This is a genomic window from Micromonospora sp. WMMD882, from assembly GCF_027497255.1.
GTDB lineage: Bacteria > Actinomycetota > Actinomycetes > Mycobacteriales > Micromonosporaceae > Micromonospora.
On sequence record NZ_CP114903.1, the window covers coordinates 3,006,509 to 3,032,293 of the forward strand.

Below are 25,785 nucleotides of genomic sequence, written 5' to 3' on the forward strand. Positions count from 1 at the left end.
GGGTCCGCTCAGTACGCTGTCCGGACCGTAGGGGAGGTGGCCCGGTGGCGCGACGGGTGCTGGTGGTCGACGACGACCGGACGGTCGCCGACGTGGTGTGCCGTTACCTGACGCACGCCGGTTACCTGGTCGACCACGTCGCCGACGGGGCCGCCGCGTTGGCCGAGGTGGCCCGGCGACCGCCGCGGCTCGTGGTGCTCGATCTGATGTTGCCGGTGGTGGACGGCCTGGAGGTGTGCCGGCGGCTGCGGCAGCGGCCGGACGGCGTACCGATCATCATGTTGACCGCGCGCGGCGACGAGGCCGACCGGATTCTCGGCCTGCGCCTGGGCGCGGACGACTACCTCACCAAGCCGTTCTCGCCCCGGGAGCTGGTGCTGCGGGTGGCGTCGGTGCTGCGCCGGGCCGACGGCGAGCCGGCCGGCGGGGCCGACGAGGTGCTGCGCGACGGGGGCCTGGTGGTGCGGACGGGACCCCGGGCGGCCACCCTGGACGGCCGGGAGCTGACGTTGACGCTGCGGGAGTTCGACCTGTTGGCGCACCTGATGCGGCATCCGGGGCGGGCGTTCCGCCGGGCCGAGCTGCTGGACCGGGTGTGGGGTTGGAGCTTCGGCGACCAGTCGACGGTGACCGTGCACGTGCGACGGTTGCGGGAGAAGGTCGAGGCCGATCCGGCCCGGCCGCGCCGGATCGTCACGGTGTGGGGGGTGGGTTACCGGTACGAGCCGGCCGCCGATGCGTGACCTGGCGCTGATCTTCGCCACCGCCCTGGGCGCGGCGCTCGGGGTGGGGCTGCTCGGCGCGGCGGCGTTGCGGGCGTTGCGCGGCCGGTCGGTCACCGCGCACATCGGGGTGCTGCTGGTGCTGACCGTGTCGGCGGTGGTGGCCGGGGTGGCGGTGGTCGCCGAGGCGATGTTCCTCTCCCCGCACGACCTGGAGGTGGTGTTGATCACCGTTGCCGCGGCGGCGGTGGTCAGTCTGGCGGTGGGTTGGCTGTTCGGCCGGCGGCTGGCCGCCGCGGCGGTCTGGGCCGACCAGGCCCGGCAGCGGGAACGGCGGATCGAGAAGGGCCGGCGGGACCTGGTCGCCTGGGTGTCGCACGACCTGCGGACCCCGCTGGCCGGTCTGCGGGCGATGGCCGAGGCGTTGGAGGACCGGGTGGTGGCCGACCCGGTGACGGTGGCCGAGTACCACCGGCGGATCCGGGTGGAGACCGACCGGATGACCCGGCTGGTGGACGACCTGTTCGAGCTGTCCCGGATCAACGCCGGGGCGCTGCGGCTGTCGTTGACGGCGGTGCCGCTGGGCGAGGTGGTCTCCGACGCGCTGGCGACCACCGCGCCGTTGGCCGCCGCCCGGCGGATCCGGCTGGTGGCGGCGGAGTCGGGTTGGCCGACGGTGCTGGCCGGCGAGCCGGAGTTGGCCCGGGTGGTGGGGAACCTGCTGGTGAACGCGGTGCGCTACACGCCGCCGGGCGGCACGGTCACGGTCGAGGGCGGGCAGGACGGCGGGGACGCGTGGTTGGCGGTGGCGGACACCTGCGGCGGCATTCCGGCCGCCGACCTGCCCCGCCTGTTCGACGTGGCCTTCCGGGGCGAGTCGGCCCGGACGCCCCCGCCCCCACCGGCCGCCGGCCCGGACCCGGCCGCCGGGGTGACGGTCGCGGTGGGGCCGGGCGGTGACGGGTCGGGCGGGTTGGGTCTGGCGATCGTGCGGGGGTTGGTTGAAGCGCACGGCGGGCGGGTACAGGTAGCGAACATCACCGATGGCTGTCGATTCGTGATCCGGTTGCCGATCCCGGGAACCTGACGCGAGCACCGTGCGTCACATCTAATTCCATACATGGACACCTTTTCCTGGGACGGTGTTTCTCATGCTGAAGAAGTCGATTGACCTGCAAAAACGCGACACCGGGCAGCTCTGGCCAGCCATGTCTGTCGATGTGACGCCGACCATGCAGGCCCCGTACCCGAGCGGGCGGGCCGGGCGCGGGGGCGTCAACCGCTCCTGGGTCGTGCTGAACCGACGCCCGCCGAACCCCGCCGACTGCCGCCACCTCGGCACCTGCTGACACCAGACGGGCCACCACGGAACCGCGCGGGATGCCGACACACCCGGGCGCTCCAGCGGGGGTTTTCGCACACCTGTCGGGTAGGTTCTTCTGCGTTCCGGCATCGGCCACTTCCCGACAGGAGAAGCTCAGCGCATGGGCAAGAAGACGATCCACGTCTCCGACTTCAGCGGCACGGTCCTCACCGGCGACGGCGACGTGGTGCGCGTCGTCGTGCTGGAGCACCCTGACCTGGTGACCGGGCCCGTGCAGGTGGAGATCAGCCCGGCCGAGGTGGAGGCGATCGACGACGCCGCCCTGGACGTCGCGGTGGTGGAGATCCACGACACGGCCGACGGCGAGCCGCGCCGGGTGGCGCTCACCGCCAGCGAGTTCGACTCGATGGCGACCGACACCCCGATGGCGCAGGTGCTGCGCACCGCCGAGCGGGTCCGCCCACCGAAGGCCGCCCGCAAGGCCACCGAGAAGATCGACTACGGCACCGTCGAGCACGCCGGGAAGCCGCACCGGGGCCGGGTCACCGAGGAGGAGGCCACGCTGGTCCGCGACCGCCTGGACGAGGTGAACAAGCGGCTCGCCGACGCCGGCCTCCGGCAGATCGACCCGGCCGACCCGGAGCACGCCGAGCGCTACGGCTTCCCCGCCCCGACCGCCACCGCCACCGCGGAGCACCTCGCCGCCACCGCGGGGTAACCCCCGCCCGCACGTCGACGAAGGGTCCCTTCCCGCGCCGCAGGCGTCCGGAGGGACCCTTCGTCGTGCCCGAACAAGAAACGTCCGATGCACGACAGTAACCAATTGTGATCCGGCTCGTTAAAGGCGCGAGGCCGGTGATTCCGAAAAGGGCCTCACGGTCGACGCCGCCCACGACGCTGCCTCACCAGCCTGGAACGTGCTATATAAAGACGTTACAAAACAATCAATTACCCTGAATGCGATACGGGTTCGCGATTTCGCCCTTCGGCGGGCGTCGCAGGACCGAGGGCACCCCGCTCACCAGCAGTGACCGGGGGCGCGCCGCCACGAAAAAACAGCATTGTTCTGCTTCAAGGGTAGGAGTCGTATGTCAACGTCGCGTCGTTTCCGGACGCTGACGGGATCAGCGCTTGCCATCACGCTGATCGCGTCGGCGATGGTGACCACCACCGCGTCCGCGCGTGCCCCGGGCGGGGAGGCTGAACCCGCGCCGGTCGCCGCCAGAGCCAAACCGGCGCCGGTCGTCGGGTCACACAGCGCCGCCGACCCGGCCCGGCCCACGGCCGCCAAGCCGGCCGCGCCGAAACAGCCGAAGGTCGGCAAGCGCGGCAACCTCGCCGCCGTCACCTGGAAGAAACCCGCCGAGAACGGCAGCCGGATCACCGGGTACGTGGTGACGCCGTACCGCGACGGCAAGGCGCGCAAGGCGACCAGGTTCGACGCGTCGGCGACCAGCCGCGCGGTGCGGATCTCCCCGGCCGGCGGGGCGTGGACGTTCACCGTGGCGGCCGTCAACGGCGTCGGCGCCGGGCCGGCCAGCCCCCGGTCGAAGGTGGCCGTGCCGATCGCCCTGCCCGCCGCGCCGACGATCATCGCCCTCACCGCCGGCACCACCTCGGCCACGCTGAGCTGGATCCGGCCGGCCGACGGCGGCTCGCCGATCACCCAGTTCGTGATCACCCCGCACATCAACGGGGTGCCGCAGCCGGAGCAGGTGGTGGGACCGGCGACCACGGGCGTGGTGACCGGCCTGACCCCGGCGACCACCTACACCTTCACGGTGGCGGCCCGCACCGCGGTCGGCACCGGACCGGAGTCGGCGCCGTCGGACCCGGTCACCATCGACGTGTCGCCGAACGTGACCTACGCCGGGCCGGAGGGCACCGTCAACGCCGCCTACCTGGGCAACGTCCTGGTCACCAACGGGGTGCCGCCGTACACGTACGCGGTCGTGCCGAGCCCGGTCACCGGCGCCCTGCCGCCCGGCCTGACGCTGAACCCGGCGACCGGCGCGATCACCGGCATCCCCACCACCGCCGGCGTCTACCCGGTGATCTTCCGGGTCACCGGCAGCGCCGGCGGGGTGGGCAGCCGGCTGGTCGTCCTCACCATCAACGCCCGGCCGGACATCGTGGTGCCGAGCCTGGCGCTCGGCGAGGTCGGCGCGCCGTACTCGCAGCGGCTCACCGTGCTCGGCGGCACCGCGCCGTTCACCTGGTCGATCGCCTCCGGCACGCTGCCGCCCGGCCTGACCCTCGACTCCACGAACGGAAGCCTGGAGGGCACGCCGACCACCGTCGGCGCCTTCGGCACGGACATCCGGGTGACCGACGCGGCCGGGGCCTCCGACGTGCAGCAGATCCGGATCACGGTCCAGGCGCGCAGCGTCGTCGCCCTCGCGGTGAGCGACACGTCGGTGAGCTTCGCCGACGAGGTGACCTTCACCGTCGACATCGGCCCCGGTGAGGCGCAGGGCTCGGTGAGCCTCTTCAACACCAACGCCGGGGGGGCGACCAGGCTGCTCGGGAACTTCCCGGTGGTGCTGAACCGGGCCACCTTCAGCGTCCGGGTGCCCCAGTTCGGGACCAACAACTTCCAGGTCCGGTACGAGGCCACGAACACCAACGCGGTGGCCTTCTCGAACTTCGTGGCCGTCCAGGCGACCGGGGTGGCCGGGCAGGCGGTGATCACCCAGTTCCGCCAGTCCGGGATCGGCGGACCACTCGACCAGTACGTGACCATCTACAACACCACTGTGATCCCGATGCCGATGTCGGGCATCCGGGTCGAAGCGGCGGACGGCACCGTCGTCACCGTCCCGCCGACCCGGCTGCCGCTGCTGCCCGGCCAGAGCTTCCTGGTCGCCGCCGAGGACTACTCGCTCGGGTCGATCGCCGCGCCGGACCTGCCGCTGGCCGCCGACCCTGCGGCCGGGGACTGCACGGTCGTGGTCGGCCCGGTCTGCTCGCTGGGCGCAGTCGGCGGGCTGCGGGTCCGGTTCCCGGACACCGCGACCCCGGGTACCGGCACCATCGCCGACGCCGCCGGCTCCTCCCCCGGCTTCTACCGGGGCAGCCCGCTGCCGGCCTTCACCTCCCCGCCGGCGGTGGAGAACATCTTCGGCCGGCTGCGGCAGGCCGGTGAGCCGCTGGACACCGGGAACACCGCCAACGACTTCCGGTTCGTCACCAACACCGGCGGCGTCCAGGGCGGCGTCCCGTCGGCGGTCGGCGCGGGCTCGCCCCGCAACTCGGTCGGCCCCCGCGAGGTGAACAGCCAGATCCAGACCACGCTGCTGGACCAGGACGTGGCGGCGAGCGCGTTCCCGAACCGGGAGTACGTCCCGCCGACGCCGATCCGGCGCGGCCAACTGATCATCAGGCGGACGCTCACCAACCGGGCCAGCACGCCGGCCACCCAGGTCAAGCTGCGGATCGCCAGCCTGAGCCAACTCAACGGGCCGCCGCCGCCGGCCGGGTCGTCGGCGACCCCGCCCTTCGCCGACCTGCGCTGGCGCAACCCGGCGCTGCCGACCACCTCGATCACGCTCAGCGACGGCCGGACCGTCACGGTCAACAACCTGACCATGGACTTCCCGGCCCAGGACCCCCCGGGTGGCGGCTTCTACACCGAGGCGACCCTCCCACTGCCGCTGGGCGGCCTGCCACCGGGCGGTAAGATCAACTTCTCGCTGACGTTCAGCGTGGAGTCGCCCGGCGCGTTCTGGGGCGCTTGGGACGTCCTGGCGCTGGGCATCGACCCACCGGTCACGTCGACCGCCGCAGCCGCCGGCCGCCCGCAGGCCAACGGCGACTCGGGCGTCATCCCGACCAGGGCGGTCCGCCCGCGTCAACCGCACGAGCGCTAGACGCCTCACGCCACACCACCGATCCGCGCGGGCGGCACCGACCGGTGCTGCCCGCGCGGCGCACGTCTCCGGGAGCCACCGATGTCACACAGTCCCACCGACCGGCACGCCTACGGGTTGCGGGTGCGCGGCCTCGGCCACGTCACCGAGCTCGCGCCGGCCGTCCCGCCGGACGACCGCCCCACGCTCACCGTCCGCTACGACCACACCGGCCCACCACCGCAGCCCACCGGCCCCGACCGGGAACGCTGCGCCCGGGTGCTCGCCGACGGCCGACGGATGAGCGTGCGCCGGGACCTGTCCACGGCCACCTTCCACGGGCCGGCACCCGCCCCCGACCTGCTAGCCCACCCGTACCTCGCCGCCGCCGCGATCGTCGTCAACCGGTGGGCCGGGCGGGAGTCGTTCCACGCGGGCGCGTTCGTCAGCGGCGGTCGGGCCTGGGCGGTGCTCGGCGCGCGTACCGCCGGCAAGAGCAGCCTGCTCGCGGCGCTGGCCGCCGACGGCGTGCCGGTGCTCGCCGACGACGTGCTGGTCACCGACGGCCGGGACGGCTTCGCCGGGCCGCGCTGCCTGGACCTGCGCGAACCGGTCCCCGGGGCGGACCTCGCCACCCGCCCGGCCCGGTACGCGACCCGGCTGCGCGTGGCGCTGCCACCGGCCCCCGACCGGCTGCCCGTCGGCGGCTGGTTCTTCCTCCGCTGGCGCGACGGGCAGCCGGATACGGCGCCCCCGGGCAGCCGGCGCGACGGCGGCGGGCCGGCAGTGTCGCCGGTGCCCGCGAGCGACCTGCTGGCCCGGCTCGCCGCGCTGCGCACCTGGCCGGAGCTGCCGTCCGACCCGGCCGTGCTGCTCGCCCTCGCCACCCTGCCCGCCTGGGACCTGGTCCGGCCCCGGGGCTGGTGGGCGCTCGACCACACCCGCCGGCTGATCGGCCGGGCGCTGCGCGCGCCGACGGAAGCGACACCCGTGACCGCGCCCACCGACGCGGTCCGCCCGGCCGGAGCGACGTCGTGACCGCGCTCACCGAGGCGGTCCGCTGCCTGGCGCTGGACGCCGCCGCCGTGGCGACGAGCGCCGCGCTGCGCGAGCGGGGCATCGAGTCGGTGCTGCTCAAGGGGGTCGGGTTGGCGCGCCGGCTGGGCGTCGACCGCCGGTACGGCGACGTCGACCTGCTGGTGTCGCCGGCCAGCTTCGAGGCGGCCCAGTGGGTGATCGCCGAGTGGGGCGGCCGACCGTTCGTCGTCGGGGCCCGCCCCGACGACCTGCCGTTGCGCTACGAGCGGACCTGGTGGTTGCCGGGCCCGACGCCGCTCGCCCTCGACCTGCACCAGGGGTTCGCCGGGGTGGGCGACGACGACGCCTTCTGGCGGGGCCTGTGGCGCACGGCGGAGGAGATGCCGCTGGCCGGGGGGCGGATCGCGGTGCCGGACCGGGACCACGCGGCGCTGCTGGTGGCGCTGCACGCGGCCACCCCGGCCTCGTCGACGCGCCCCCGGGCCGACCTGGAACGGGCGCTCGCGGTGTTCCCCGTCGAGGCGTGGCGGGGGGCGGCGTCGATCGCCGCGCGTTACGACGCGGTCGAGGCGTACGCGCTGGGGTTGCGGCTCGCCGCGCCCGGCGCGGAGCTGGCGACTGTGCTGGGCCTGCCGGACGGCTGCGCGCCGGCGCGCTGGCTGACCGCCCAGCGGGCCCCCGGGACCACGATCTCCCTGGCCCGCCTGGCGGAGCTGCCGGGCACGCCGACCCGGCTGCGGCATGTCGTGCGTCGGCTCGCGCCGTCGCCCGCCATGATTCGTCTCACCAGCCCGCTGGCCCGGCGTGGCCGGTGCGGGCTGCTGCTCGCCTACGCCGGCCGGCTGGCCAGGCACGCCGCCAACCTGCCCCGGGCGGTACGCGAGCTGCGCGCCGCCCGCCGGGCCACCGGACGGTGACCGGCGGCGCCGACGAGCACGCGCGCGCCGCGCGCCGCCCACCGGGCGGCGACCGGGGCCCGCGGCTCGCGCGGGTCGCCGGCCGCCGCGGGGGTGACCCGCGTCAGGCCCGGCGCAGCAGGCTGTTGTCCGCCAACTCGTCGAGGAACCGTCGGACGTCCTCGGTCGCCCGCTGCCGGTCGACCCGGGTCTCGGTGGTCAACGTCGCGACCAGCTCGTCCAGCGTCGCCCCGGCGAGCAGCCGCTGCCAGAGCAGGGCCGCCGACCGGTCCAACCCGAAGTAGACGGCGGTCCGGTGGTCGAGCACGACGATCTCGTCCCCGGCCTGCCGCCAGGCCACCTCGGGGCCACCCACCTGGTACACCACGCTCTCGGTCATCTCTGTGTCTCCCCTGTCGACGCTTCGGTCCGGGCGGGCCGGCCGACGCCGGGGCCGCTGCCCCGCGTCGTCCACCACACGTGCTGGAGCAGGGCGGTCGTGGCGGCGGGGATCGGCCAGGTCGACCACACCCGCCGCAGCGCCGCCGGGTCGACCAGGTCGTCGTCGACGCCCGAGCCGTCCCAGCCGGTGGCGAACTCCCTGGCGGGCCGGCGCAGGAACACCTCCAGGAAGGTGGCCTTGGGTCGGGCGGCGGTCACCACCGGCGGCAGGTCGTCCCCGGCGATCCGGGCCAGCAGACGCTGGCGGGTGACGTCGCGGGCCCGGCCGGCGACCGCCACCAGGGCGGCCAGGAAGCCCGGGTCGAGCAGCGGGTTGACCACGGTCACCCGGTGCTCGGCGGCCATCGCGGTCAGACCCGCCCGGGTCAGGGCGAGATCCCGCCGGCCCAGGTGCCAGCGGATCCGCTGGTCGAGGCGGCCCGGCTCGGCGCGGGCCTCGGCCGCCCGCGACCGCAGGCAGCGCGCCGCCACGTCGGGCCGCAGCCAGGGGTAGGCCGCCATGGCCGGCCGCCGACCGGCGGGCAGCGCCGCCCGGACGGCCGGGGCCAGGGCCCGCCGCAGCCGGTCCCCGACGGTACGGGGCGGACGCCGCCAACCGGCCAGCATCTGGTCGCCGCCGGCGCCGGTGAGCAGGGACCCGCCCGGCGCGAGCTCGACGATGGGCAGGTGCAGGTGCAGGTTGCAGGGGTGCAGCACGCCGTGCCGGGCCAGTAGCCGACCGGCCACCGGCCCGACGACGTCCAGGTCGTCGCCGGCGGGCAGCAGGCGCCACCGGCCGGTCAGCCCGAGCGCCCGGATCACGTCGTCCTGCCAGGCGGATTCGTCGGCCCCCGGCGCGTCGGCGAACCGCCAGGTCACCGGCACCGGCAGCGGCAGCCCCTCCCGGCGGGCGACCCGCACGGCGACGGCGAGCACGAGTGACGAGTCGAGTCCGCCGGAGAAGCTCACCACGCACGGCGGCCGGGCCAGGGCGGGCAGCACCGACCGTTCCAGCGCGGCCAGCGGCTCGACCGCCAGCGGGTCGACGGGCGGCAGCGCGGGCGTGCCGACGTGCCCGGACACCATGCCGCTGGCGAGGTCCAGCCGGGTGGGACGCGGCACGGGCCGCACGGACAGCTCAGTCACGGGTCAGGATTCCTCGTCTCGTGGCCAGGGCCAGCGCCCGACCGAACGTCCACGTCGACAACGGCAGCCCGACGGCGGCGACGCCGAGCAGGGCGAGCGCCGGACCCGTCCAGGACGCCCCGGCGAGCGCGGCGCGCAGACCGTCGAGGGCCAGCCGACTGGGCAGTGCCAGGGCCAACGGACGCAGCGCCGCCGGCAACGCGTCGACCGGGAAGTACGTGCCGGAGAGGAAGGTGAGGGCGACGACGGTCACCCGGGCCGCGGCGTCGCCCGGCCGGACCACGACCGTGACCGCCATGAGCAGGATGCCGACGCCGGCCATGGCCGCGCAGCCGACCAGCAGCAGCACCGCCACGCCGGGCCAGTCGGCGTGCCCGACCCGCAGGCCCAGCAGCGGGCCGAGGACGGTGAGGTAGATCGTGGCGCGGCCGGCGGCCAACAGGAACGGGTACCCGGCGACCCCGGTCGCCAGGGCGGCCGGCGACAGCGGCTGGGTGGCCAGCATCTCCAGGGTGCCGGCCCGCTGTTCGGCCGTGACCCGCGCGGTGAGCTGGGTGGTGGTCGCCTGGATGACCAGCATGAAGCTGAGGCCCACCGCCACGTACCCGAAGTAGTCGTGGGAGGGCTCGACGGCGGCCCGACCGGGCGCGCTGAGGAAGCGGGAGATGAGCAGGAAGACCGCCAGGTTGACGGCGGCGAAGGCGAGGTCCAGCAGGACGGCGGCCCGGGCCAGCGGCTCGGCCCGGAAGTCCCGCCGGACCAGCGCGGTCCACCCGCCGGCCCGGATGTCCCGCCGGGCGGCGGTCCGGACGCCGGTCGGGGGTCGACGGTCGGCGGCGGTCGGCGGCTTCCCGGTCCGCGGCCGGGCGGTGGTCACCGCCCGGCCGCCAGGTCGAGCGTCGCGTCGCACCGGGCCCGGTCCGCCGCGTGGTGCGAGGCGATCACGCAGGCCACCTCCCGTCGCCGGCCCAGGGCGGCCCACAGCAGCGCGCGGGCCGGCTCGTCGAGGGAGCGGGTGGGCTCGTCGAGCAGCAGCACCGCCGGATCGCCCAGCAGGGCGCGGGCGATGGTCAACCGCGCCCGCATGCCCGCCGAGCACTTCTCCGCCGGCCGGTCGGCGTACCCGCCGATGCCGAGCTCCGCGATGACGCCGTCCGTGGCCCGCTCCACGACGCGGCGGGGCAGGCGCAGCCGGGCGACCACCCGCAGGTTGTCGCGGGCGGACAGCCGGCCGTAGACGCCCTGCTCCGGCGCGAGGCACACGCCGACCAACCGCCGGGCGGCCGGCGAGCCCGCCGGCACGCCGGCCACCGAGATCCGACCGCTGGTGAGCGCCAACGTGCCGGCCAGGCAACGCAGCAGGGTGGTCTTGCCCGCTCCGTTGCCACCGGTGAGCAGCAGCCGGACGCCCTGCGGCACGTCGAGGTCCAGGTCGGTGAAGACCTGCCGTACGCCGAACCGGCGGGTGGCCTGGCGTACCTCGATCAAGGTATGGGCACGGACGTACGGCGTGGGTCGGGGCGGTCGGTCACGAGAAGCCGCCGCCGCCGAGACCGTCGTCGGGGCCGCTGGTTCCCCCCTGGGTCAGCTCGGCCAGGGTGCCCAACCGGCGGAGTCGGGGAGGCTGGTAGCCAGCCTCGACCACCGGAGCCTGGTGCTGAATGTCCCTCATGCTGTCACCCTTCGGGTTGGTCACGAAAATCACGTTTTGCCAAGGCTAACCGATTTGTGGTGTTACGTGTCTGTATTGCGGCAAATATCCGGTTGCCGATGCCGGGCCACCCACCCGTCCGGCGGCGGGCGACGCAGGAGCTCCACCATGCCCTCCCGCTCGGCGTCGCTCTCGTCGTCCAGCCAGGCGTGGGCGTGGAAGCCGGCCCGGGGCGCCGTCACCCCGATCACCACGGTCCGGCGGTCACCCCGGCTGCCGTGCCAACGCTGCAACACCAGAGCCCGTTCGAGGCAGTTCGCGCCGGCCCGCGCCAGGGCGAGACGCACCAGCCGGCCACCACCGGCGCCGTCGCCAGCGCCCGCGCCCGCGCCGTCGCCGTCGCCGACCGACCGGGCACCGTGCCGGCCTGCCGGCCCGGCCGGCGGGGCCGGGATCCGAACCGCCGCCAGCCCGCCCCGGGCCACCTGACGACGGACCAGCCGACAGGCCACCACGGCCCACCCGGCGAGGACGACCCCCCGGGGGCCCCAGCGCCGCAGCAGCCGGACCGGCCGCGCCAGCCCGGCGAAGATGACCGGCCCCCGCGTCGGCCGCCCCCGCCCGGATGCTCCACGCCCGGATGCTCCACGCACTCCCGCGCCTCCCGTCGCGCGTCCGATGCCGGATGCCCGACGCCCGACCCCGAATGCCCGACGCCTGGCGTGGCCGTCGACCGCCGGACGCCGGACGCCGGACGCCGGGCAAACGAACACCACACACATTCACAATCACTGTTATGTGCGCTTTTTATAACACGTCCGGCACGTCACCGATAAGCCGTCGAGATTTCCCGTCACGACAAAATCCCAGCTCACCGCAGTGGCGAGAAGCCCGGCCGGGCCATCCACACGTCAATTCCCGAAACTGTCGAGGCGCTCCCCCGCCGACCGCGGGCGGCGGGGTCGACACCGCCGCGTATCGTCACTGGACATGAGCGGCGTTCCCCATTCCCACTGTTCCGGCTGCGGCACCGCGTACCCGGCCGAGGCCGGTTGGCCGCGCGACTGCGCGGCCTGCGGGCACGTCACCTGGCGCAACCCGCTGCCGGTGGCGGTGGCGATCCTGCCGGTGACCACCCCGGACGGCCTCGGCGTGGTGGTGCAGCGCCGCGACATCGAGCCGGCCCGCGGGCAGCTCACCCTGCCCGGCGGCTACATCGAGCACGGCGAGCAGTGGCGGCACGCGCTCGTCCGCGAGCTGCGCGAGGAGACCGGCCTGACCGGCGAGGCGGAGGCCGTACGCCTCTTCGCGGTGCACAGCGCCCCGACCGGCGGCACCATCATGATCTTCGGCGTGCTGCCGGCCCGGCGGATCGAGGAGCTGCCGCCGTCCGCGCCCACCGCCGAGTCCACCGAATGGCTCGTCGTCACCGAGCCGACCGAGCTGGCCTTCTCCACCCACAGCCAGGCGCTCGCCGACTTCCTCGCCGAACAGCGCCGCACGTCGGCGAACTGAGCACGCTGGACGATCAGCGGAAGCGACGTCCATGGATACCGTTCTTCCATGCGGCGACCGACCCACGACGACCACTGCGCCCAGATCCTCCACCAGATCACGCTGCTGCGGGCCATGCTCGACGGCGTCGACCCGAACCTGCCCATCCCCACCTGCCCCGGCTGGACCCTCAACCACCTGCTGCGGCACCTGCTCGGCGCGCAGCAGTGGGTGGACACGGTGATCCGTACCCGGGCCACCGGGCCGGTCGTCCCCACCGCGCTGCGGGAGGTCACCGGCTACCGCGACGAGGACCCGGCCGCGCTCGCCGCCGAACTCGTCGAACGGGCCACCCGTACCGTCGAGGCGCTGCGGGAGGCCGGGCCGGACGCGCCGGTGTGGAGCCCGGCCCCGACGATGCAGCGGGCCGCGTTCTGGGCCCGGCGCGGCGCGCACGAGATGCTGGTCCACCGGGCCGACGCGGCGACGGCCCTCGGTCAGCCGTTCTCCGCCGCGCCCGAGAACGCCGCCGACGCCCTCGACGAGTGGATGGCCCGGATGGCCCGGCCGCTCCCGCCCGACCAGCCCGCCCCGCCCTCGCCCGCCCCGCCCTCGCCCGCAACGCCCGACGACCGGCCCGCCCCGCTCGCGCCCGGCCGGTCGGTGTGCCTGCGCGCCACCGACACCGCCCCCGAGGTCCGCGCCGAATGGCTCGTCGACCTCACCACCGCCCCGTTCACCTGGACGCACGCCCAGGCCCCGGCCACCGTCACGGTCCGCGCGCCGATGACCGACCTGCTCCTGATCGCGTACGGCCGCCGCCCGCCGCACGGCGACGCCGTCGAGGTACGCGGCGACGCCCGGCTGCTGACCGACTGGCTCACCGAGAACACCTTCAACTGACGTCCCGACCCGGACCGTCAGCACGCCGGCCGGGGCTGTCAGCGCGCTGGACCGGGCCGTCAGCGCGCGGAAGCGGGCCGTCACGCGCCGGACCGGGCCGTCAGCGCGCGGGGAACGGGCCGGTGGCAGGATCGGGTCCGTGCGTCTTCACGTGGGCTGTGCGATGTGGACCCATCGAGCCTGGTCAGGACGGCTGCTGGCGCATCCGTTGCCGGCCCGGGAACGGCTGCGGCACTACGCCGCGTGGTGTGACGCCGTCGAGGGCAACACCACGTTCTACGCGACGCCGACCCGGGACACCGTCGCGACCTGGGCGGAGCAGACCGGGCCGGATTTCCGGTTCGTCCTGAAACTGCCCCGGGCGGTCACCCACGAGGGCCGGCTCACCGGGGCCGGCGCGGAGCTGCGCGCCTTCCTGGCCGCGATCGAGCCGCTCGGCCCCCGGACGCACGCCCTGTGGCTCCAACTGCCCGGCGCCTTCGGTCCCGCCGACGTTCCTGCCCTGGCCCGCTTCCTGCGCCGGCTCCCCACCGACCACCGGTACGCGGTGGAGGTCCGTCACCCGGCGTTCTTCACCGACCCGGACGAGGCCCGGCTGCTGGAGGACGCGCTCGCCCCGGTGGCCGCCGAGTGGATCCCGTTCGACACCACCGCCTTCTTCACCACCCCGCCGACCAGCGACGCCGAACGGGACGCCTGGACGAAGAAGCCCCGCCTGCCGCTGCGCGCCCACGCCCTGACCGACCGGCCGATCGTCCGCTACCTGGGCCGCGACGACGACGCCCGGACCGTCGAGGGCTGGCAGCGGTGGGTCGAGGTGGTCGCCGGCTGGCTGCGCGAGGGCCGCTCACCCACCATGTTCGTGCACACCCCGGACAACGCCGACGCGCCGCTGCTCGCCCGCCGTTTCCACGACGAGGTACGCGCGAAGCTGCCCGCCCTGGCCCCCCTGCCCGACCCGATCCCGACCGCGCCGGGCCCCGCCGAGCCCCCGACCCTCTTCTGACTGCCCCTCCCCACCTAGCCCCGCCCTTGGCCGGGCGTCAGGCCGCCCCGCCCCGCCCTGCCCCGCCCTTGGCCGGGCGTCAGGCGCCCCACCTCGCCCCGCCCTTGGCCGGGCGTCAGGCGATTTCCTGGAAGTAGCGGCATCGACGCCGACGGACACCGCCACATCACCGTTATCGGCGACCGCGCCCGCCCCCCGGGCGGCGCACGCCCGGCGGAAGCACGGCTCGGGTGATCACCACCCGTCCCGACAGCCAGGTGAAGGAGCCGAAACTTTCGGAAACCGTGGCCCGCACCTGCTCCCACACAGTGGAGCCGAGCCTGCCACTGTGGACCATCCGCCCTGGCAGGACCGCTGCCCAGACTGGACTCCCGGCCGCCATCCCGACGTCAGGCTTGTTTCCGTAAAGTTTCCGAAAGTCGTTGACACGCGGAGGACCCACCCAATACCGTCGCCATCGACGGCACTGAATCGCTGTCGACGGCACCACCCGCTACTCACCCCGGTTGCGCGGGACGAGCGACACCACCCCCACCGCGTGGTAGCACCCCGGCCGCCCGGCTGCCGTAACTGGCCACCGGGTCCGGCGGTTCGCACCGCGCCGCTGGCCCCCGCCAGCTGTCACGAGGAGGAACGACGTACATGAAGCACACCTCGACCACCCCGAGGAGGCGCGGCCGTGTCCGGCTGCTCCTCGGCGCCGCGTTCGCCGCGGTGCTCGCCGTCAGCGGCACCCTCGTGGTCGCCCCGAGCGCGCACGCCGAGGCTGACCGGCACCTCACCCAGAACGCCACCGGCACCCACAACGGGTACTACTTCTCGTTCTGGAAGGACAGCGGCAACGCCAGCATGACGCTGCGCGCCGACGGCCGCTACTCCAGCAGCTGGGACCGGAGCACCAACAACTGGGTCGGCGGCAAGGGCTGGGCCACCGGCAGCCGCCGGACCATCAGCTACTCGGGCAGCTACAACCCGGGCAACAACAACACCTACCTCGCCCTGTACGGATGGACGCGGAACCCGCTCATCGAGTACTACGTGGTGGAGAACTTCGGCAGCTACAACCCGAGCAGCGGCGCCACCCGGTTGGGCACGGTCACCACTGACGGCGGCACCTATGACATCCTCCGCAGCCAGCGGGTCAACGCGCCCTGCATCGACGGTGACCGCTGCACGTTCTACCAGTACTGGAGCGTGCGTCAGCAGAAGCGCAGCAGCGGCACCATCACCACCGCCAACCACTTCGACGCCTGGGCCCGCGCCGGCCTGAACCTCGGCAGCCACTTCTACCAGATCATGGCCACCGAGGGTTACCAGAGCCAGGGCAGCTCCGACATCACCGTCTGGGAGGGTGGCGGCGGCAACCCCACCACCGGCCCGACCACTCCCCCGCCGTCCGGCGGCAACTGCACCGCGACGATCTCGGCCGGTCAGCAGTGGGGTGACCGGTTCAACCTGAACATCGCGGTGAGCGGCACCAACAACTGGGTGGTCACCCTCAACCTCAACGGTGGCCAGTCCATCCAGAACAGTTGGAACGCGCAGGTCAGCGGTAGCAGCGGCACCATCACCGCCCGGCCGAACGGCAATGGCAACAACTTCGGCATCACGGTCATGGCGAACGGCAACTGGACCTGGCCGACGATCTCCTGCCGGACAGCCTGACGCTGATCGTCTCCTGACACACCGCACCACAGGCGCGGCGGCCCCGGCCGCCGCGTCTGCCTGCGCGCGGGTCGAACCGACCGCCCAGCCGCGAGATCACACAACTGCCAGGCAGTAGTGGTCCCGATGTCGACCGAGGCCACCACTTCCCCGTTCAGGCACGATCTCGAGAGACCCGTCCAGCCCGTCGACTCGGCACATCGATCCGACGTCGCTGCGGCGGTTGCCGGACGGGCTGACAATGGCGGGATGACGCGAGCCCGTTGGACCTCGACGATCGCGCTGGTGACTCTGATTCTGGTCGCCGGCTGCTCCGACGACGCCGAAGGGCTGCCCGTCCGGGCGGCCCCGCTGCCGGCGGAGGTGAGCGGCCTCGGCCCGGCGGTGCTCGCGGTGCCCGTGGCGGACGACCGCCGCGACGACCTGACCGGGTTGCTCGCCGTGGCCCGCTTCGGTGACGACCTCGCCGGTCTGACCCCCGACCGGCGGCACGTCGAGATCGCCCTCGGTGACCCCCGCTTCCCGACCGTCGCCCAGGGGTTGGCGGAGGACCGCCGGGACGCGCTGCTCGTCGGCGGTCGCCTCCGTGACATCACGCTGCCCTCCCACGTTAACTTCCGGAAAGCCACGGCGATCGGCCCCACCCTGTCGATCACCGCGTCCCGGTGCCTCACCGTGACCGACGCCGACACCGTCACCCAGCCGGCACGGGGAGCCGTCTGCGCCGCCGCCGTCCACGGTGGCGTCACCTGGCAGGACCGACCCGGCGGCCGGTACGGCGGGATCGACCTCACCTCCGGGGCGGCGAGCCCGGCCGTCGAGCTGCCCGCGCCGCCGATCGCCGCCACCGCCGACGGCCGGTACCTCGCCACGGTCACCGTCGAGAAGCCCCGGCGGCTCGTCATCGCCGACACCAGCACCGGACGTTCCCAGGTCACCGTGACCGTCCCCGACCCCACCGAGGTCGTCGGGTTCTTCACCGACGGCGGCTTCGCCGTGCTGCACCGGCCCGGCAACATCCGCACGATAAGCCTGGTCACCCCGGACGGCGACGTCCGCACCCTGCTCGCCCCGGTCGGTGAGGTCGCCTTCGCCCCGGACGGGCGGCACGCCGTCGTGGCGGACAACCGCTCCGGCACGTCCCGGCTCGCCGTGCTCGATCTGACCTCGGGTACGGTCCGGCCGGTCGTCGACGGCGGCGGCCAGCTCGGCGAGCGCCGCCCCGGAGCCGCGGAGCTGCCCCCGGTCAGCGGGGCCGTCACCGCGCGCGCCTTCGGCGACACCGCCCTGGTCGTGGACCTGCCCGGGGCGAGCGCCCCCGAGTGGGCGCCCCGCCCCAGCCGCATCTGGTCGGTACGCCTCTCCACCGCGACCGCGATCACGCACCCCGATCCGCCGAAGGCGTCCGGCATACGGGCGCACAAGTCGACAGCCACGCCCGCCGAGGCAGCAGCCATGTCGGCGTTGGCAGCGGGGTCGGGGTTGCCGCTGGCGGCGCTGACGCTCCGGCCGGGCGGCGAGACCGTCACCGTCACCCCGGGCGGTACGGTCACCGTCGTCCCGTCGGGCGCCACCCCCCGGGGCACGCTCGGCCGGGACGCGGTGCTGTGCCACCTGACCGACTCGGAGGGACGCGAGCGGGCCGACCGGCTGCTGATCGTCGACGGCACCGGCCGCCGGACCGAGGTGCCCACCGGGGCCGACCGCGACCAGCGGGTGGACCGGGTGCTCCCCACTCCGGACGGCGCGCACCTGCTGATCTCGCTGCGCGCGTTCCCGCTCCGGTGGCGGCCGGGCCCGCTCGACACGGTGGTGGTGGCCCGACGCGACGGCGCCGGCGAACCGGTGGTCGTCTACCAGGGGGCCGTGCTGGTCAGCCTCGGCAGCAGTGGTTGACCTGACACGCGACCCGACCCGTGGTTCCTGGCCGGTTTCCTCGCCGCGGAGCACAATCTGAGCGCGGCGTCGTCCGGCTCCTCGGTCGTCCGGGTCGACCCGCGCCGGCTGCGGGTGCCGCTGCTGCCGCCGGCCGAGCAGCAGCGGTACGGTCGCGCGTTCCGGCAGCTCACGGCGCTGCGGGCGGCGGCGGATCTGACCGCGCGGCTGGCCGACGAGACGACCCGTACGCTTGCTGCCGGCCTCACCGGCGGCGCACTGCTCCCACCCGACGTCCCCGTGGAAGGAAACCGTTGAGCACCAGCAGACACACCGAGTTGGCGAACCACGCCTGGTCGGTCGCCGATCTCCTGCGCGGCGACTACAAGCAGTCCGACTACGGCAAGGTGATCCTGCCGTTCACGGTGCTGCGCCGGCTGGAGTGTGTTCTCGCGCCGACCCGGGAGAAGGTGCGCGAGGCTCACGAACGGTTCAAGGACCGGGACGACATCGACGTGAGTCGGTTCCTGCTGCGCGCCGCCGCGCCGCACCGCTTCTACAACGTGAGCGGCTACACGCTGAAGACGGTCGCCAGCGACCCGGGCCAGACCGCGAAGCACCTGCTCGCCTACATCGGGGCGTTCTCCGTCAACGCGCAGGAGGTGCTGCACCGGTACGAGTTCCCGCAGCAGATCCGCCGCCTCGACGCGGCGAACCTGCTCTACAAGGTGGTGGCCCGCTTCGCGGACCTGGACCTGGACCCGGTCAGACGCGACCCGCGCACCGGTGAGGTCGTGCTGGACGAGCGCGGCCAGCCGGTGGCCAACGTCTCCAACCACCAGATGGGGTACGTCTTCGAGGAGCTGATCCGGCGGTTCGCCGAGCAGTCCAACGAGACGGCCGGTGAGCACTTCACCCCGCGTGAGGTCATCGAGTTGATGGTGAACCTGCTGGTCGCCCCGGACCACGACGCGCTGAGCGTCCCCGGCGTGGTGCGCACCGTCATGGACCCGGCGTGCGGCACCGGCGGCATGCTGAGCGCCGCCGAGGAGCACATCACCGCGCACAACCCGCACGCCACGGTCGAGGTCTTCGGGCAGGAGCTGAACCCGGAGTCCTGGGCGATCTGCCGGTCCGACATGCTGATCAAGGGCCAGGACCCGGAGAACATCAAGTTCGGCAACTCGTTCAGCGACGACGGCCACCGGGGCGCGCGCTTCGACTACCTGCTGGCGAACCCGCCGTTCGGGGTGGAGTGGAAGAAGGTCAAGGACGAGGTCGAGGCGGAGCACGAGCGGCTCGGCGAGAGCGGCCGGTTCGGCGCGGGCCTGCCCCGGATCAACGACGGCTCGCTGCTCTTCCTCCAGCACATGATCTCGAAGATGAAGCAGCCCACCGCCGACGGAAAGGGCGGCAGCCGGGTCGCCATCGTCTTCAACGGCTCGCCGCTGTTCACCGGGGCCGCCGAGTCGGGCGAATCGAGGATCCGGCAGTGGATCCTGGAGAACGACCTGTTGGAGGGCATCGTCGCGCTGCCCGACCAGCTCTTCTACAACACCGGCATCTCCACGTACTTCTGGATTCTCACCAACCGCAAGCTGCCCGACCACAAGGGCAGGGTGATCCTGCTGGACGCCCGGGAGCACTTCGCCAAGATGCGCAAGTCCCTCGGCGACAAGCGCAAGTACCTCACCGCCGACCAGATCACCGAGATCACCCGGCTCTACGGCGACGCGCTGCACGCCGCCGCCGACCCGGAGCACCCGCAGCACGCCAAGGTGAAGGTCTTCGCCAACGAGGACTTCGGCTACCAGCGGATCACCGTGGAACGGCCGCTCAAGCTCCGCTTCGAGGTCACCGAGGAAACCCTGACCGCCGTACGCGAGTCGAAGCCGATCGCGCGGGCCCTGGACGTTCCCACCTTCGTCACCGCCCTGAAGCCGCTGGTCGGCCGCTCGTGGGAGACCAAGCGGGCCGCCTGGGAAGCCGTCCGCACGGCGATGGCCGAGGCCGGCGTGCTCTGGCCCAGCGGCGCCCCCTTCCAGAAGGCGCTCCGCGAGACGATCGGCGTACGCGACCCGGACGGCGAGACGCAACTGGTCAAGGGCGAACCCGAGCCGGACACCGACCTGCGCGACTACGAGAACGTGCCGCTGCACGAGGACGTCGAGGAGTACCTGCGCCGCGAGGTGCTGCCGCACGTCCCGGACGCCTGGATCGACCACACCAAAACCAAGATCGGGTACGAGATCCCCTTCACCCGCCATTTCTACGTCTACAAGCCCCCGAGGCCCCTGGCCGAAATAGACGCCGAACTAAAAGCCCTCGAAGCCGAGATCCAGGCACTATTGGGCGAGGTGACGAAGTGACTTGGGCACGTGAGGTCGCCCTGCGATCGGTCGCCGAGGTGGCGCTGGGCAGGCAACGGTCACCCCAGCACGCCGAGGGACCGCACATGGTCAAGTACCTGCGGGCGGCCAACGTCAAGGACGGAAAACTCGACCTCAGCGACGTTAAGTCAATGAACTTCACCCCTGACGAACAGCGAATCTTCGCTCTGCGTCCAGGTGACGTGCTGGTGACCGAGGGCAGCGGAAGCCTATCATCGGTCGGTGCCTCTGCCGTCTGGCAGGGCGAGATCGGTGGCCCCGTCTGCTTCCAGAACACGCTGCTGAGAATGCGTCCCCGTAGCGGTTTGGTCGATGGCAGGTTTCTGGGCTGGTGGGCCCAGTCAGCGTTCGGCTCCGGCGTCTTTGCTTCACTCGCCAGTGGGGCTAATATTTATCATTTGAGCGCAGAGCGGGTGCGCGCCCTTCGGGTTCATCTACCATCCATAGACGAGCAGCGACGAATCGCAGACTTGCTCGATACCAAAACCGCCCACATCGACAAGCTGATTAAAGCACGGGAAGCCCAACATTCAATGCTTGACGAGCGCGAGCGATCGAGCATTGACCAAGCATTTGACAGAAGCAGGTCTAGTCAGCAGACACGACTCAAATACCTGATGGCAACTCGACCACGATACGGTGTTCTGGTCCCCGAATTCTCCGACGACGGTGTCCCGTTCCTGAGAGTCAATGATCTAAATAATCTCCAAAAAGGCCCTAATCAGCTTCCCAGGATTCCAGTTTCACTATCCGCCAAGTATCCTCGAACCATCGTCCGGCCCGGCGATTTATTGGTAAGCGTAGTCGGCACTTTAGGAAGAACTGCAATCGCTACGAAGAGCCTAGCCGGAGCTAACATCGCCCGAGCCGTCTGCTCCATCCGCGTGGCACCAGGCGTGGAGGTTGATCTCGTTCATGCCTGGATAAAAAGTGGATCGTTCCAGAAGCAAGCACATCAGGCGACCAGCACGGATACCGCGCAGCCAACTTTAGGAATGGAAGACATATCCAACTTTTTGATATCTTGGCCTACAAGCCGGTCGGACAGAGAACGAACCCTGAAACAGATTATGTCAGCACAGGAATCAGTCTCGGAATTAAAGGTGCGGCTGACACAACAGCAAGGCACCCTCGCCGAGCGGCGGAAGGCACTGGTAACAGCCGCAGTGACAGGAAGAATTGCACACTAGAGACCGTTGACGATTTAACCTCAAGTCGAATTCCTCTAAACCTAGCTCAGGAGATTGTCCAGGTCACGGGGAAAAGGCAGAAAATACGCTAAGGCCACACTACGACGGACGACGCTAGTTTGCGCTACTCATGCCGAGGTAGGAACCAGTTTTCAGTCTCTACAGTAAAAATGGCCTCCTACGCCACTTTCGGTGGGCGTATACCTGAGACCTGCGGCGGCTCGGTAGCCTCGCACTATGGATGAGGTTCTACAGGTGTACACGGCCGCCAGCAGTCAGGAGTCCGCGCAGCGGTTGGCCCGGGGCGCGGTGGCTGCCCGGTTGGCCGCCGGTAGCCAGATCTTGGGACCGGTCGAGTCGGTCTTCTGGCACGAGGGTTCGTTCGGCACCGGCCAGGAGTGGCAGGTGCTGTTGAAGACCAGCAGAGCCCGTTATGCCGAACTGGAGGGTTACCTCCGCGAGCACCACGAATGGAGCAACCCGGAGATCGTCGCTACACCAGTGGTAGCAGGATCAGCCGACTACCTATCCTGGGTGCACGACACCGTCTCCGGAGAAGGCCCCCAGGGGTAGGCCGTGCTGCCGTCACCTACGTAATGATCGTCGGAGCAGCGGTCCTCACTTGTGCGGAGGGTACGAGGCGGCGGCGGACCGCGGCGATGCGCGTGGCAGGGCGCGGGGAGGCCACACCGGTGCTGAGCAGTTCGGCTTGGCGGAGCACGAGGGCGGCATGCTCGGCTTCTCCAGCGTAAATGTAGGCGTCGGCAAGCCAGGTGGAGTAGAGGGCTTTGTCCCTGGCGTAGGTGTCGTCGAAGCGGCGTAGGGTTTCTTCCAGTTCAGGGGCGGCGCGGAGGGGGCGTCTCAGCTCTGACCAGACTCGGCCGCTCATGATCCTGATCTCGTCGTGGTCGACCCACGTCGCCCAGTCAGGGGCGGCATCAGTAGCGGCTATGCCAAGCGCGTCGTGGGCCGCGTCGAGGGCGTGACCTGCTTCCCGTTCCCTGCCCGCCACTGCATATGTGAAGGCGAGCCGCTCCAACAGCAGTGCCTGCACGTTGGCGGGTACGCCGGAGTCCGAGGAGACGCGAGAGGCTTCTGCTGTATCGATGTCAGGTTGGCCGAGGCTGGCCCGCAGGTACGCCAGCAACGCAAGGGCGTTGGCGGCCAATGGAAGGTCATCGGCTTGCACCGCGATGGAGCGACTGCGGCTGAACAGAGCAGTGGCGTAGTCGTGGTCACCGGCGTCGAAGGCCGCCCATCCCGCCAATTGGGTCTGCTCGGCGAGCAGGGCCAGCAGGGCCCCGGCGGTGGCTTCGTTGAACGAGGCGGCACGAAGCAGCGTCATCGTGGCGCGTAGTTCCGCTTCGTACAGGCGTAGGGTGTCACGGCCGCCAAGGTAGTTGTCGAGACGCCGGAGCCGAGCGGTCCTCTTGGCATGCTCTTTGACGTCGTGATTGTTGATGCGGCGGCTACCGGTCGGGGCAGCGGACACCATGCCGTAGACCGTCAGCATCGCGGTAGTGGCGATGAACTCTCGGCGTAGCAATTTTTGCTCCTCGCATGGTTCCGGGTGGATCGGGTCCGCTTGCTGCCCGCCGCTGACCCGCCCTGTCGGACTCGCCCGTGCTGTCTGCTGTCGGAGCTCGATGATCTGGTCGTAGGCGTTGGTCAACTGGCCGCCTGTCTCAAGAGCCTCGTCGCATCGTTCCCAGAAGCGTCGCGGGGTCCGCTGCCGACCTACCTCCACGTTTGCGATCGTGCTGCGCCCATAGTGGACCAGCGGAGCCAAGGTGTGTTGGGTCAGACCGGCCGCACTGCGCAGGTGCGCGAGTTGGCGACCAAGATCGCGCCAACGCTCATCGAGATCAACCACGTCGGACATGTCCACTCGTCGTACCACCACTATCGAACGGGCCAATCGGCGTCGCGCTGAGGCACGGTCACGGCCAGAGCACACATTCGCGACCACCGAACATCTCGACATGGATTCTATTCGCAATGTCAGTGATCGGGCACCCCGACGGCGTGTCAACAGATTGTCGGAATTGGCAAATCGGCTTGCCGACACCTCCATGGTTGAGCTGCGCATACCTACAGAGCGATCGCAAGCGTCTCGGCGTGGTCTAGGCATGCGCCGGTACCCATGCCGACGCACAGCTCTGTTCTCGATGTCTCCGCCGCCGCCCAGCAGCATGTATCACAAATCGAATAGTGAATCCCGCCGTGACAGCACCTGTGTCAGCGGATTGTCAACGAACCGATTGTCGATGATGCCGACATTCCAGGGCGCAGGCTTAACTCTTTCGCGTCCATCCACAGTCAACACGTCGCCCTTTGATCACCTTGGTAACACGAGTCAGCCGGACGCTCGCGCATGAGCAGCGTGCCGACCTCAAGCTGATCAAGATTGGAGCTTGCCGAGTTATGGCCATGGACTCGAATTGCGGAACCAAGAACGTCTCTGAAAGCGCGAGGTGGTGAGCTGTGTTTCGGGAGGTCAGCTTCGACCCGTGGACCGCGCCCAGGCGGCACCGGCCGGTCTGGTCATGGCGGAGGTGGCGGAGAGTCTGCCGCTGCGGCGGCCTGCTGCCCTGCCAGTCAGCACGCCGCGCCCGGCCGGTCCAGCCCACCTGGAACGCCCCGACCCAGGTCTTTCCGACTGCGGCTCCGCTGATGACCCTCGCCGCCCAGTGGCGCTCATCGCCCGGGGCGTGGCAACTGTGAGACGCGAGTCCCCACGGGCGGGGCGCGCAGTGGTCACGCCTGGTCGCGTACGTCCTCGTCCTGGTTTTCGTCGTGCTGGCCGTACCCGTGGGGTGGCCTGGGTTTCGAAGGTGGTCTGTTCGTGGTTTCCGAAGTGATCGTGGCCGTGGTGTTCGGCGGGCTGGTGCCGGGGTTCCTGGCCGGGCTGCTCGCGTTCAAGGTCAAGTCGCGGTGGTGTCCGCGCTGCGGCGAGCACACCGAGCCCGTCCGCCCGGCGGACCGGCGGTGAGCGCGCCCCGCCAACCGGACCGCCGGGAGCTGCCTATCGGCCGACGCGTCGCGCAGCTACGGGCCAGCCGGGGCATGAGCCAACAGGTGTTCGCCGACCGGATCGGCAAGTCCAAGAGCTGGGTCGACAAGGTCGAGCGCGGCGTACGTACCCTCGAACGCCTACCCATGATCGAAACCGTGGCCACCGCCCTCGGCGTCACCCCGGGCGTGCTGCTCGGCCGCCGCGCCGCCCGCACCCCCAGCACCCGGGCCGCCGCCGCCGTCGAACGCGTCCACGAAGCCCTGGCCGACTACGACACCCCCACCGGCCCCGCCGGGCCGCCGTCGGTCAACCACGTCGACCACCAGACCGGGTACGCCGACACCGCCTACCGGCACGCCGACCACCTTCAGGTGTTACGCCTGCTGCCCGACCTGCTCACCGCCACCCGCCACGCCACCACCGCCACCCACCCACTCCTGGTGGTACGGGTCTACCGGCTCACCGCCCAGACCCTGGTCAAACTCGGCGAGCCGCACCTCGCCTGGTTGGCCGCCGACCGGGCCATGACCACCGCCACCGGTGACCCCCGCCGGGTCGCCCTCGCCGCCGTACCGCTGGCCCAGGCGTTCCGGGCGCTCAACCGACCCCGGTACGCGCTGGCCGCCACCACCACCGCCCTACGCCCCCTCGACCCGCCCCCGGCCGGCGAGCTGCCGCCCGACCACCTCGCCCTGGCCGGGACGCTGCTCACCGAGGCCGCGCTCGCCGCCGCCACCTGCGGCGACCCCGACGCCGTGGCCGACTACACCGGACGCGCCGCCCACCTCGCCGCCGCCCACGCCGAACGCCACCAGCTCGACCACGCCTTCGGGCCGGTCGTCGTCGACCTGACCCGCGCCCTGGCCGCAGCCCGCCTCGGCGACAACCGTCTCGCCGTCGACCTGCACCAGGCCGCCACCGGCGACGACGCCTGGCCCCGGCTGCCCGCCGAACACCGGGCCGCCCACCTCGTCGACATCGCCCGCGTCCACCTCGACCTCGGCGACCACCGGGCCGCCGCCCGCGCCCTGCTCACCGCCGACCGGACCGCCCCCGCCGAGGTACGCCTCCGACCCACCGCCCACACCACCCTGACCGCCGTGCTACGCGCCGGCCGCGCCCCCGCCGACCTGACCCGCCTCGCCACCACCATCGGCCTCGCCCGTACCTGACCGGTCCC

25 protein-coding genes are annotated in these 25,785 nt (G+C 72.0%); 18 read left to right on the top strand and 7 right to left on the bottom strand.

The window, feature by feature from the left end:
* The first annotated feature begins 44 nt into the window (after positions 1-44).
* The 7 genes from O7606_RS12305 to O7606_RS12335 all read left to right on the top strand — a co-directional run bounded on the left by O7606_RS12305 (position 45) and on the right by O7606_RS12335 (position 7,849).
* Positions 45-743 carry a response regulator transcription factor gene (locus O7606_RS12305; RefSeq protein ID WP_281599220.1) on the top strand — a complete coding sequence of 233 codons (699 nt, stop codon included), beginning with the start codon at positions 45-47 and terminating at the stop codon, positions 741-743.
* The gene (locus O7606_RS12310) at positions 736-1,809 is read left to right on the top strand and encodes an ATP-binding protein (RefSeq protein WP_281599222.1); all 1,074 of its coding nucleotides are present in this window, start codon (positions 736-738) and stop codon (positions 1,807-1,809) included. The genes O7606_RS12305 and O7606_RS12310 overlap by 8 nt, the downstream gene beginning before the upstream one ends.
* A 64-nt stretch (positions 1,810-1,873) precedes the next feature.
* Positions 1,874-2,071, top strand: a complete 198-nt coding sequence (locus O7606_RS12315) for a hypothetical protein (RefSeq protein ID WP_281599224.1) — start codon at positions 1,874-1,876, stop codon at positions 2,069-2,071.
* Positions 2,072-2,206: 135 nt separating this feature from the next.
* Positions 2,207-2,764: a hypothetical protein gene (locus O7606_RS12320; RefSeq protein ID WP_281599226.1), complete on the top strand. Its 558-nt coding sequence runs from the start codon at positions 2,207-2,209 to the stop codon at positions 2,762-2,764.
* Positions 2,765-3,203: 439 nt separating this feature from the next.
* Positions 3,204-5,915: a fibronectin type III domain-containing protein gene (locus tag O7606_RS12325; protein ID WP_281599227.1), complete on the top strand. Its 2,712-nt coding sequence runs from the start codon at positions 3,204-3,206 to the stop codon at positions 5,913-5,915.
* 81 nt (positions 5,916-5,996) lie between these two features.
* On the top strand, positions 5,997-6,932 hold the full coding sequence (locus tag O7606_RS12330) for a hypothetical protein (protein WP_281599228.1): 936 nt from the start codon (positions 5,997-5,999) through the stop codon (positions 6,930-6,932).
* A complete protein-coding gene (locus tag O7606_RS12335) occupies positions 6,929-7,849 on the top strand; it encodes a nucleotidyltransferase family protein (protein WP_281599229.1) in 921 nt (306 codons plus the stop codon). Before O7606_RS12330 ends, O7606_RS12335 begins: the two co-directional genes overlap by 4 nt.
* A 103-nt stretch (positions 7,850-7,952) precedes the next feature.
* On the opposite strand, the gene O7606_RS12340 is transcribed toward O7606_RS12335, so the two are convergent.
* The 6 genes from O7606_RS12340 to O7606_RS12365 form a co-directional block, all read right to left on the bottom strand.
* On the bottom strand, positions 7,953-8,228 hold the full coding sequence (locus O7606_RS12340; RefSeq protein WP_281599230.1) for a PqqD family protein: 276 nt from the start codon (positions 8,226-8,228) through the stop codon (positions 7,953-7,955).
* The gene (locus tag O7606_RS12345; RefSeq protein WP_281599231.1) at positions 8,225-9,415 is read right to left on the bottom strand and encodes an asparagine synthase-related protein; all 1,191 of its coding nucleotides are present in this window, start codon (positions 9,413-9,415) and stop codon (positions 8,225-8,227) included. Before O7606_RS12345 ends, O7606_RS12340 begins: the two co-directional genes overlap by 4 nt.
* Positions 9,408-10,292 (bottom strand): ABC transporter permease, encoded by an 885-nt coding sequence (locus O7606_RS12350; protein ID WP_281599232.1) that lies wholly within the window; start codon positions 10,290-10,292, stop codon positions 9,408-9,410. The genes O7606_RS12345 and O7606_RS12350 overlap by 8 nt, the downstream gene beginning before the upstream one ends.
* On the bottom strand, positions 10,289-10,903 hold the full coding sequence (locus tag O7606_RS12355; RefSeq protein WP_281599234.1) for an ABC transporter ATP-binding protein: 615 nt from the start codon (positions 10,901-10,903) through the stop codon (positions 10,289-10,291). The genes O7606_RS12350 and O7606_RS12355 overlap by 4 nt, the downstream gene beginning before the upstream one ends.
* Before the next feature lie 40 nt (positions 10,904-10,943).
* Positions 10,944-11,087 (bottom strand): lasso RiPP family leader peptide-containing protein, encoded by a 144-nt coding sequence (locus O7606_RS12360; RefSeq protein ID WP_281599236.1) that lies wholly within the window; start codon positions 11,085-11,087, stop codon positions 10,944-10,946.
* A gap of 62 nt (positions 11,088-11,149) precedes the next feature.
* A complete protein-coding gene (locus O7606_RS12365) occupies positions 11,150-11,719 on the bottom strand; it encodes a lasso peptide biosynthesis protein (RefSeq protein ID WP_281599237.1) in 570 nt (189 codons plus the stop codon).
* Between the two features lie 337 nt (positions 11,720-12,056).
* Between O7606_RS12365 and O7606_RS12370 the strand changes: the two genes are divergently transcribed.
* From O7606_RS12370 to cutA, 9 genes are all read left to right on the top strand, one after another.
* Entirely contained in the window at positions 12,057-12,581 is a 525-nt protein-coding gene (locus tag O7606_RS12370; RefSeq protein ID WP_281599238.1) for an NUDIX domain-containing protein, read from the top strand.
* Positions 12,582-12,629: 48 nt separating this feature from the next.
* Positions 12,630-13,463, top strand: a complete 834-nt coding sequence (locus O7606_RS12375) for a maleylpyruvate isomerase family mycothiol-dependent enzyme (RefSeq protein ID WP_281599239.1) — start codon at positions 12,630-12,632, stop codon at positions 13,461-13,463.
* A gap of 163 nt (positions 13,464-13,626) precedes the next feature.
* Entirely contained in the window at positions 13,627-14,469 is an 843-nt protein-coding gene (locus O7606_RS12380) for a DUF72 domain-containing protein (protein ID WP_281599636.1), read from the top strand.
* 642 nt (positions 14,470-15,111) lie between these two features.
* The gene (locus tag O7606_RS12385; RefSeq protein WP_281599240.1) at positions 15,112-16,134 is read left to right on the top strand and encodes a glycoside hydrolase family 11 protein; all 1,023 of its coding nucleotides are present in this window, start codon (positions 15,112-15,114) and stop codon (positions 16,132-16,134) included.
* Between the two features lie 285 nt (positions 16,135-16,419).
* Positions 16,420-18,030: a hypothetical protein gene (locus O7606_RS12390; protein WP_281599241.1), complete on the top strand. Its 1,611-nt coding sequence runs from the start codon at positions 16,420-16,422 to the stop codon at positions 18,028-18,030.
* Between the two features lie 114 nt (positions 18,031-18,144).
* A complete protein-coding gene (locus O7606_RS12395) occupies positions 18,145-18,327 on the top strand; it encodes a hypothetical protein (RefSeq protein WP_281599243.1) in 183 nt (60 codons plus the stop codon).
* A complete protein-coding gene (locus O7606_RS12400; protein WP_281599244.1) occupies positions 18,324-20,378 on the top strand; it encodes a class I SAM-dependent DNA methyltransferase in 2,055 nt (684 codons plus the stop codon). Before O7606_RS12395 ends, O7606_RS12400 begins: the two co-directional genes overlap by 4 nt.
* Positions 20,379-20,464: 86 nt before the next feature.
* Positions 20,465-21,589 (top strand): hypothetical protein, encoded by a 1,125-nt coding sequence (locus tag O7606_RS12405; protein ID WP_281599245.1) that lies wholly within the window; start codon positions 20,465-20,467, stop codon positions 21,587-21,589.
* A gap of 237 nt (positions 21,590-21,826) precedes the next feature.
* Entirely contained in the window at positions 21,827-22,162 is a 336-nt protein-coding gene (cutA, locus tag O7606_RS12410; protein ID WP_281599246.1) for a divalent-cation tolerance protein CutA, read from the top strand.
* Between the two features lie 16 nt (positions 22,163-22,178).
* On the opposite strand, the gene O7606_RS12415 is transcribed toward cutA, so the two are convergent.
* On the bottom strand, positions 22,179-23,471 hold the full coding sequence (locus O7606_RS12415; protein ID WP_281599247.1) for a helix-turn-helix transcriptional regulator: 1,293 nt from the start codon (positions 23,469-23,471) through the stop codon (positions 22,179-22,181).
* Positions 23,472-24,434: 963 nt separating this feature from the next.
* On the opposite strand from O7606_RS12415, the gene O7606_RS12420 reads away from it, so the two are divergent.
* Positions 24,435-24,581 carry a hypothetical protein gene (locus tag O7606_RS12420; protein ID WP_281599248.1) on the top strand — a complete coding sequence of 49 codons (147 nt, stop codon included), beginning with the start codon at positions 24,435-24,437 and terminating at the stop codon, positions 24,579-24,581.
* Positions 24,578-25,777, top strand: a complete 1,200-nt coding sequence (locus O7606_RS12425) for a helix-turn-helix domain-containing protein (RefSeq protein WP_281599249.1) — start codon at positions 24,578-24,580, stop codon at positions 25,775-25,777. The genes O7606_RS12420 and O7606_RS12425 overlap by 4 nt, the downstream gene beginning before the upstream one ends.
* Positions 25,778-25,785: the final 8 nt, after the last annotated feature.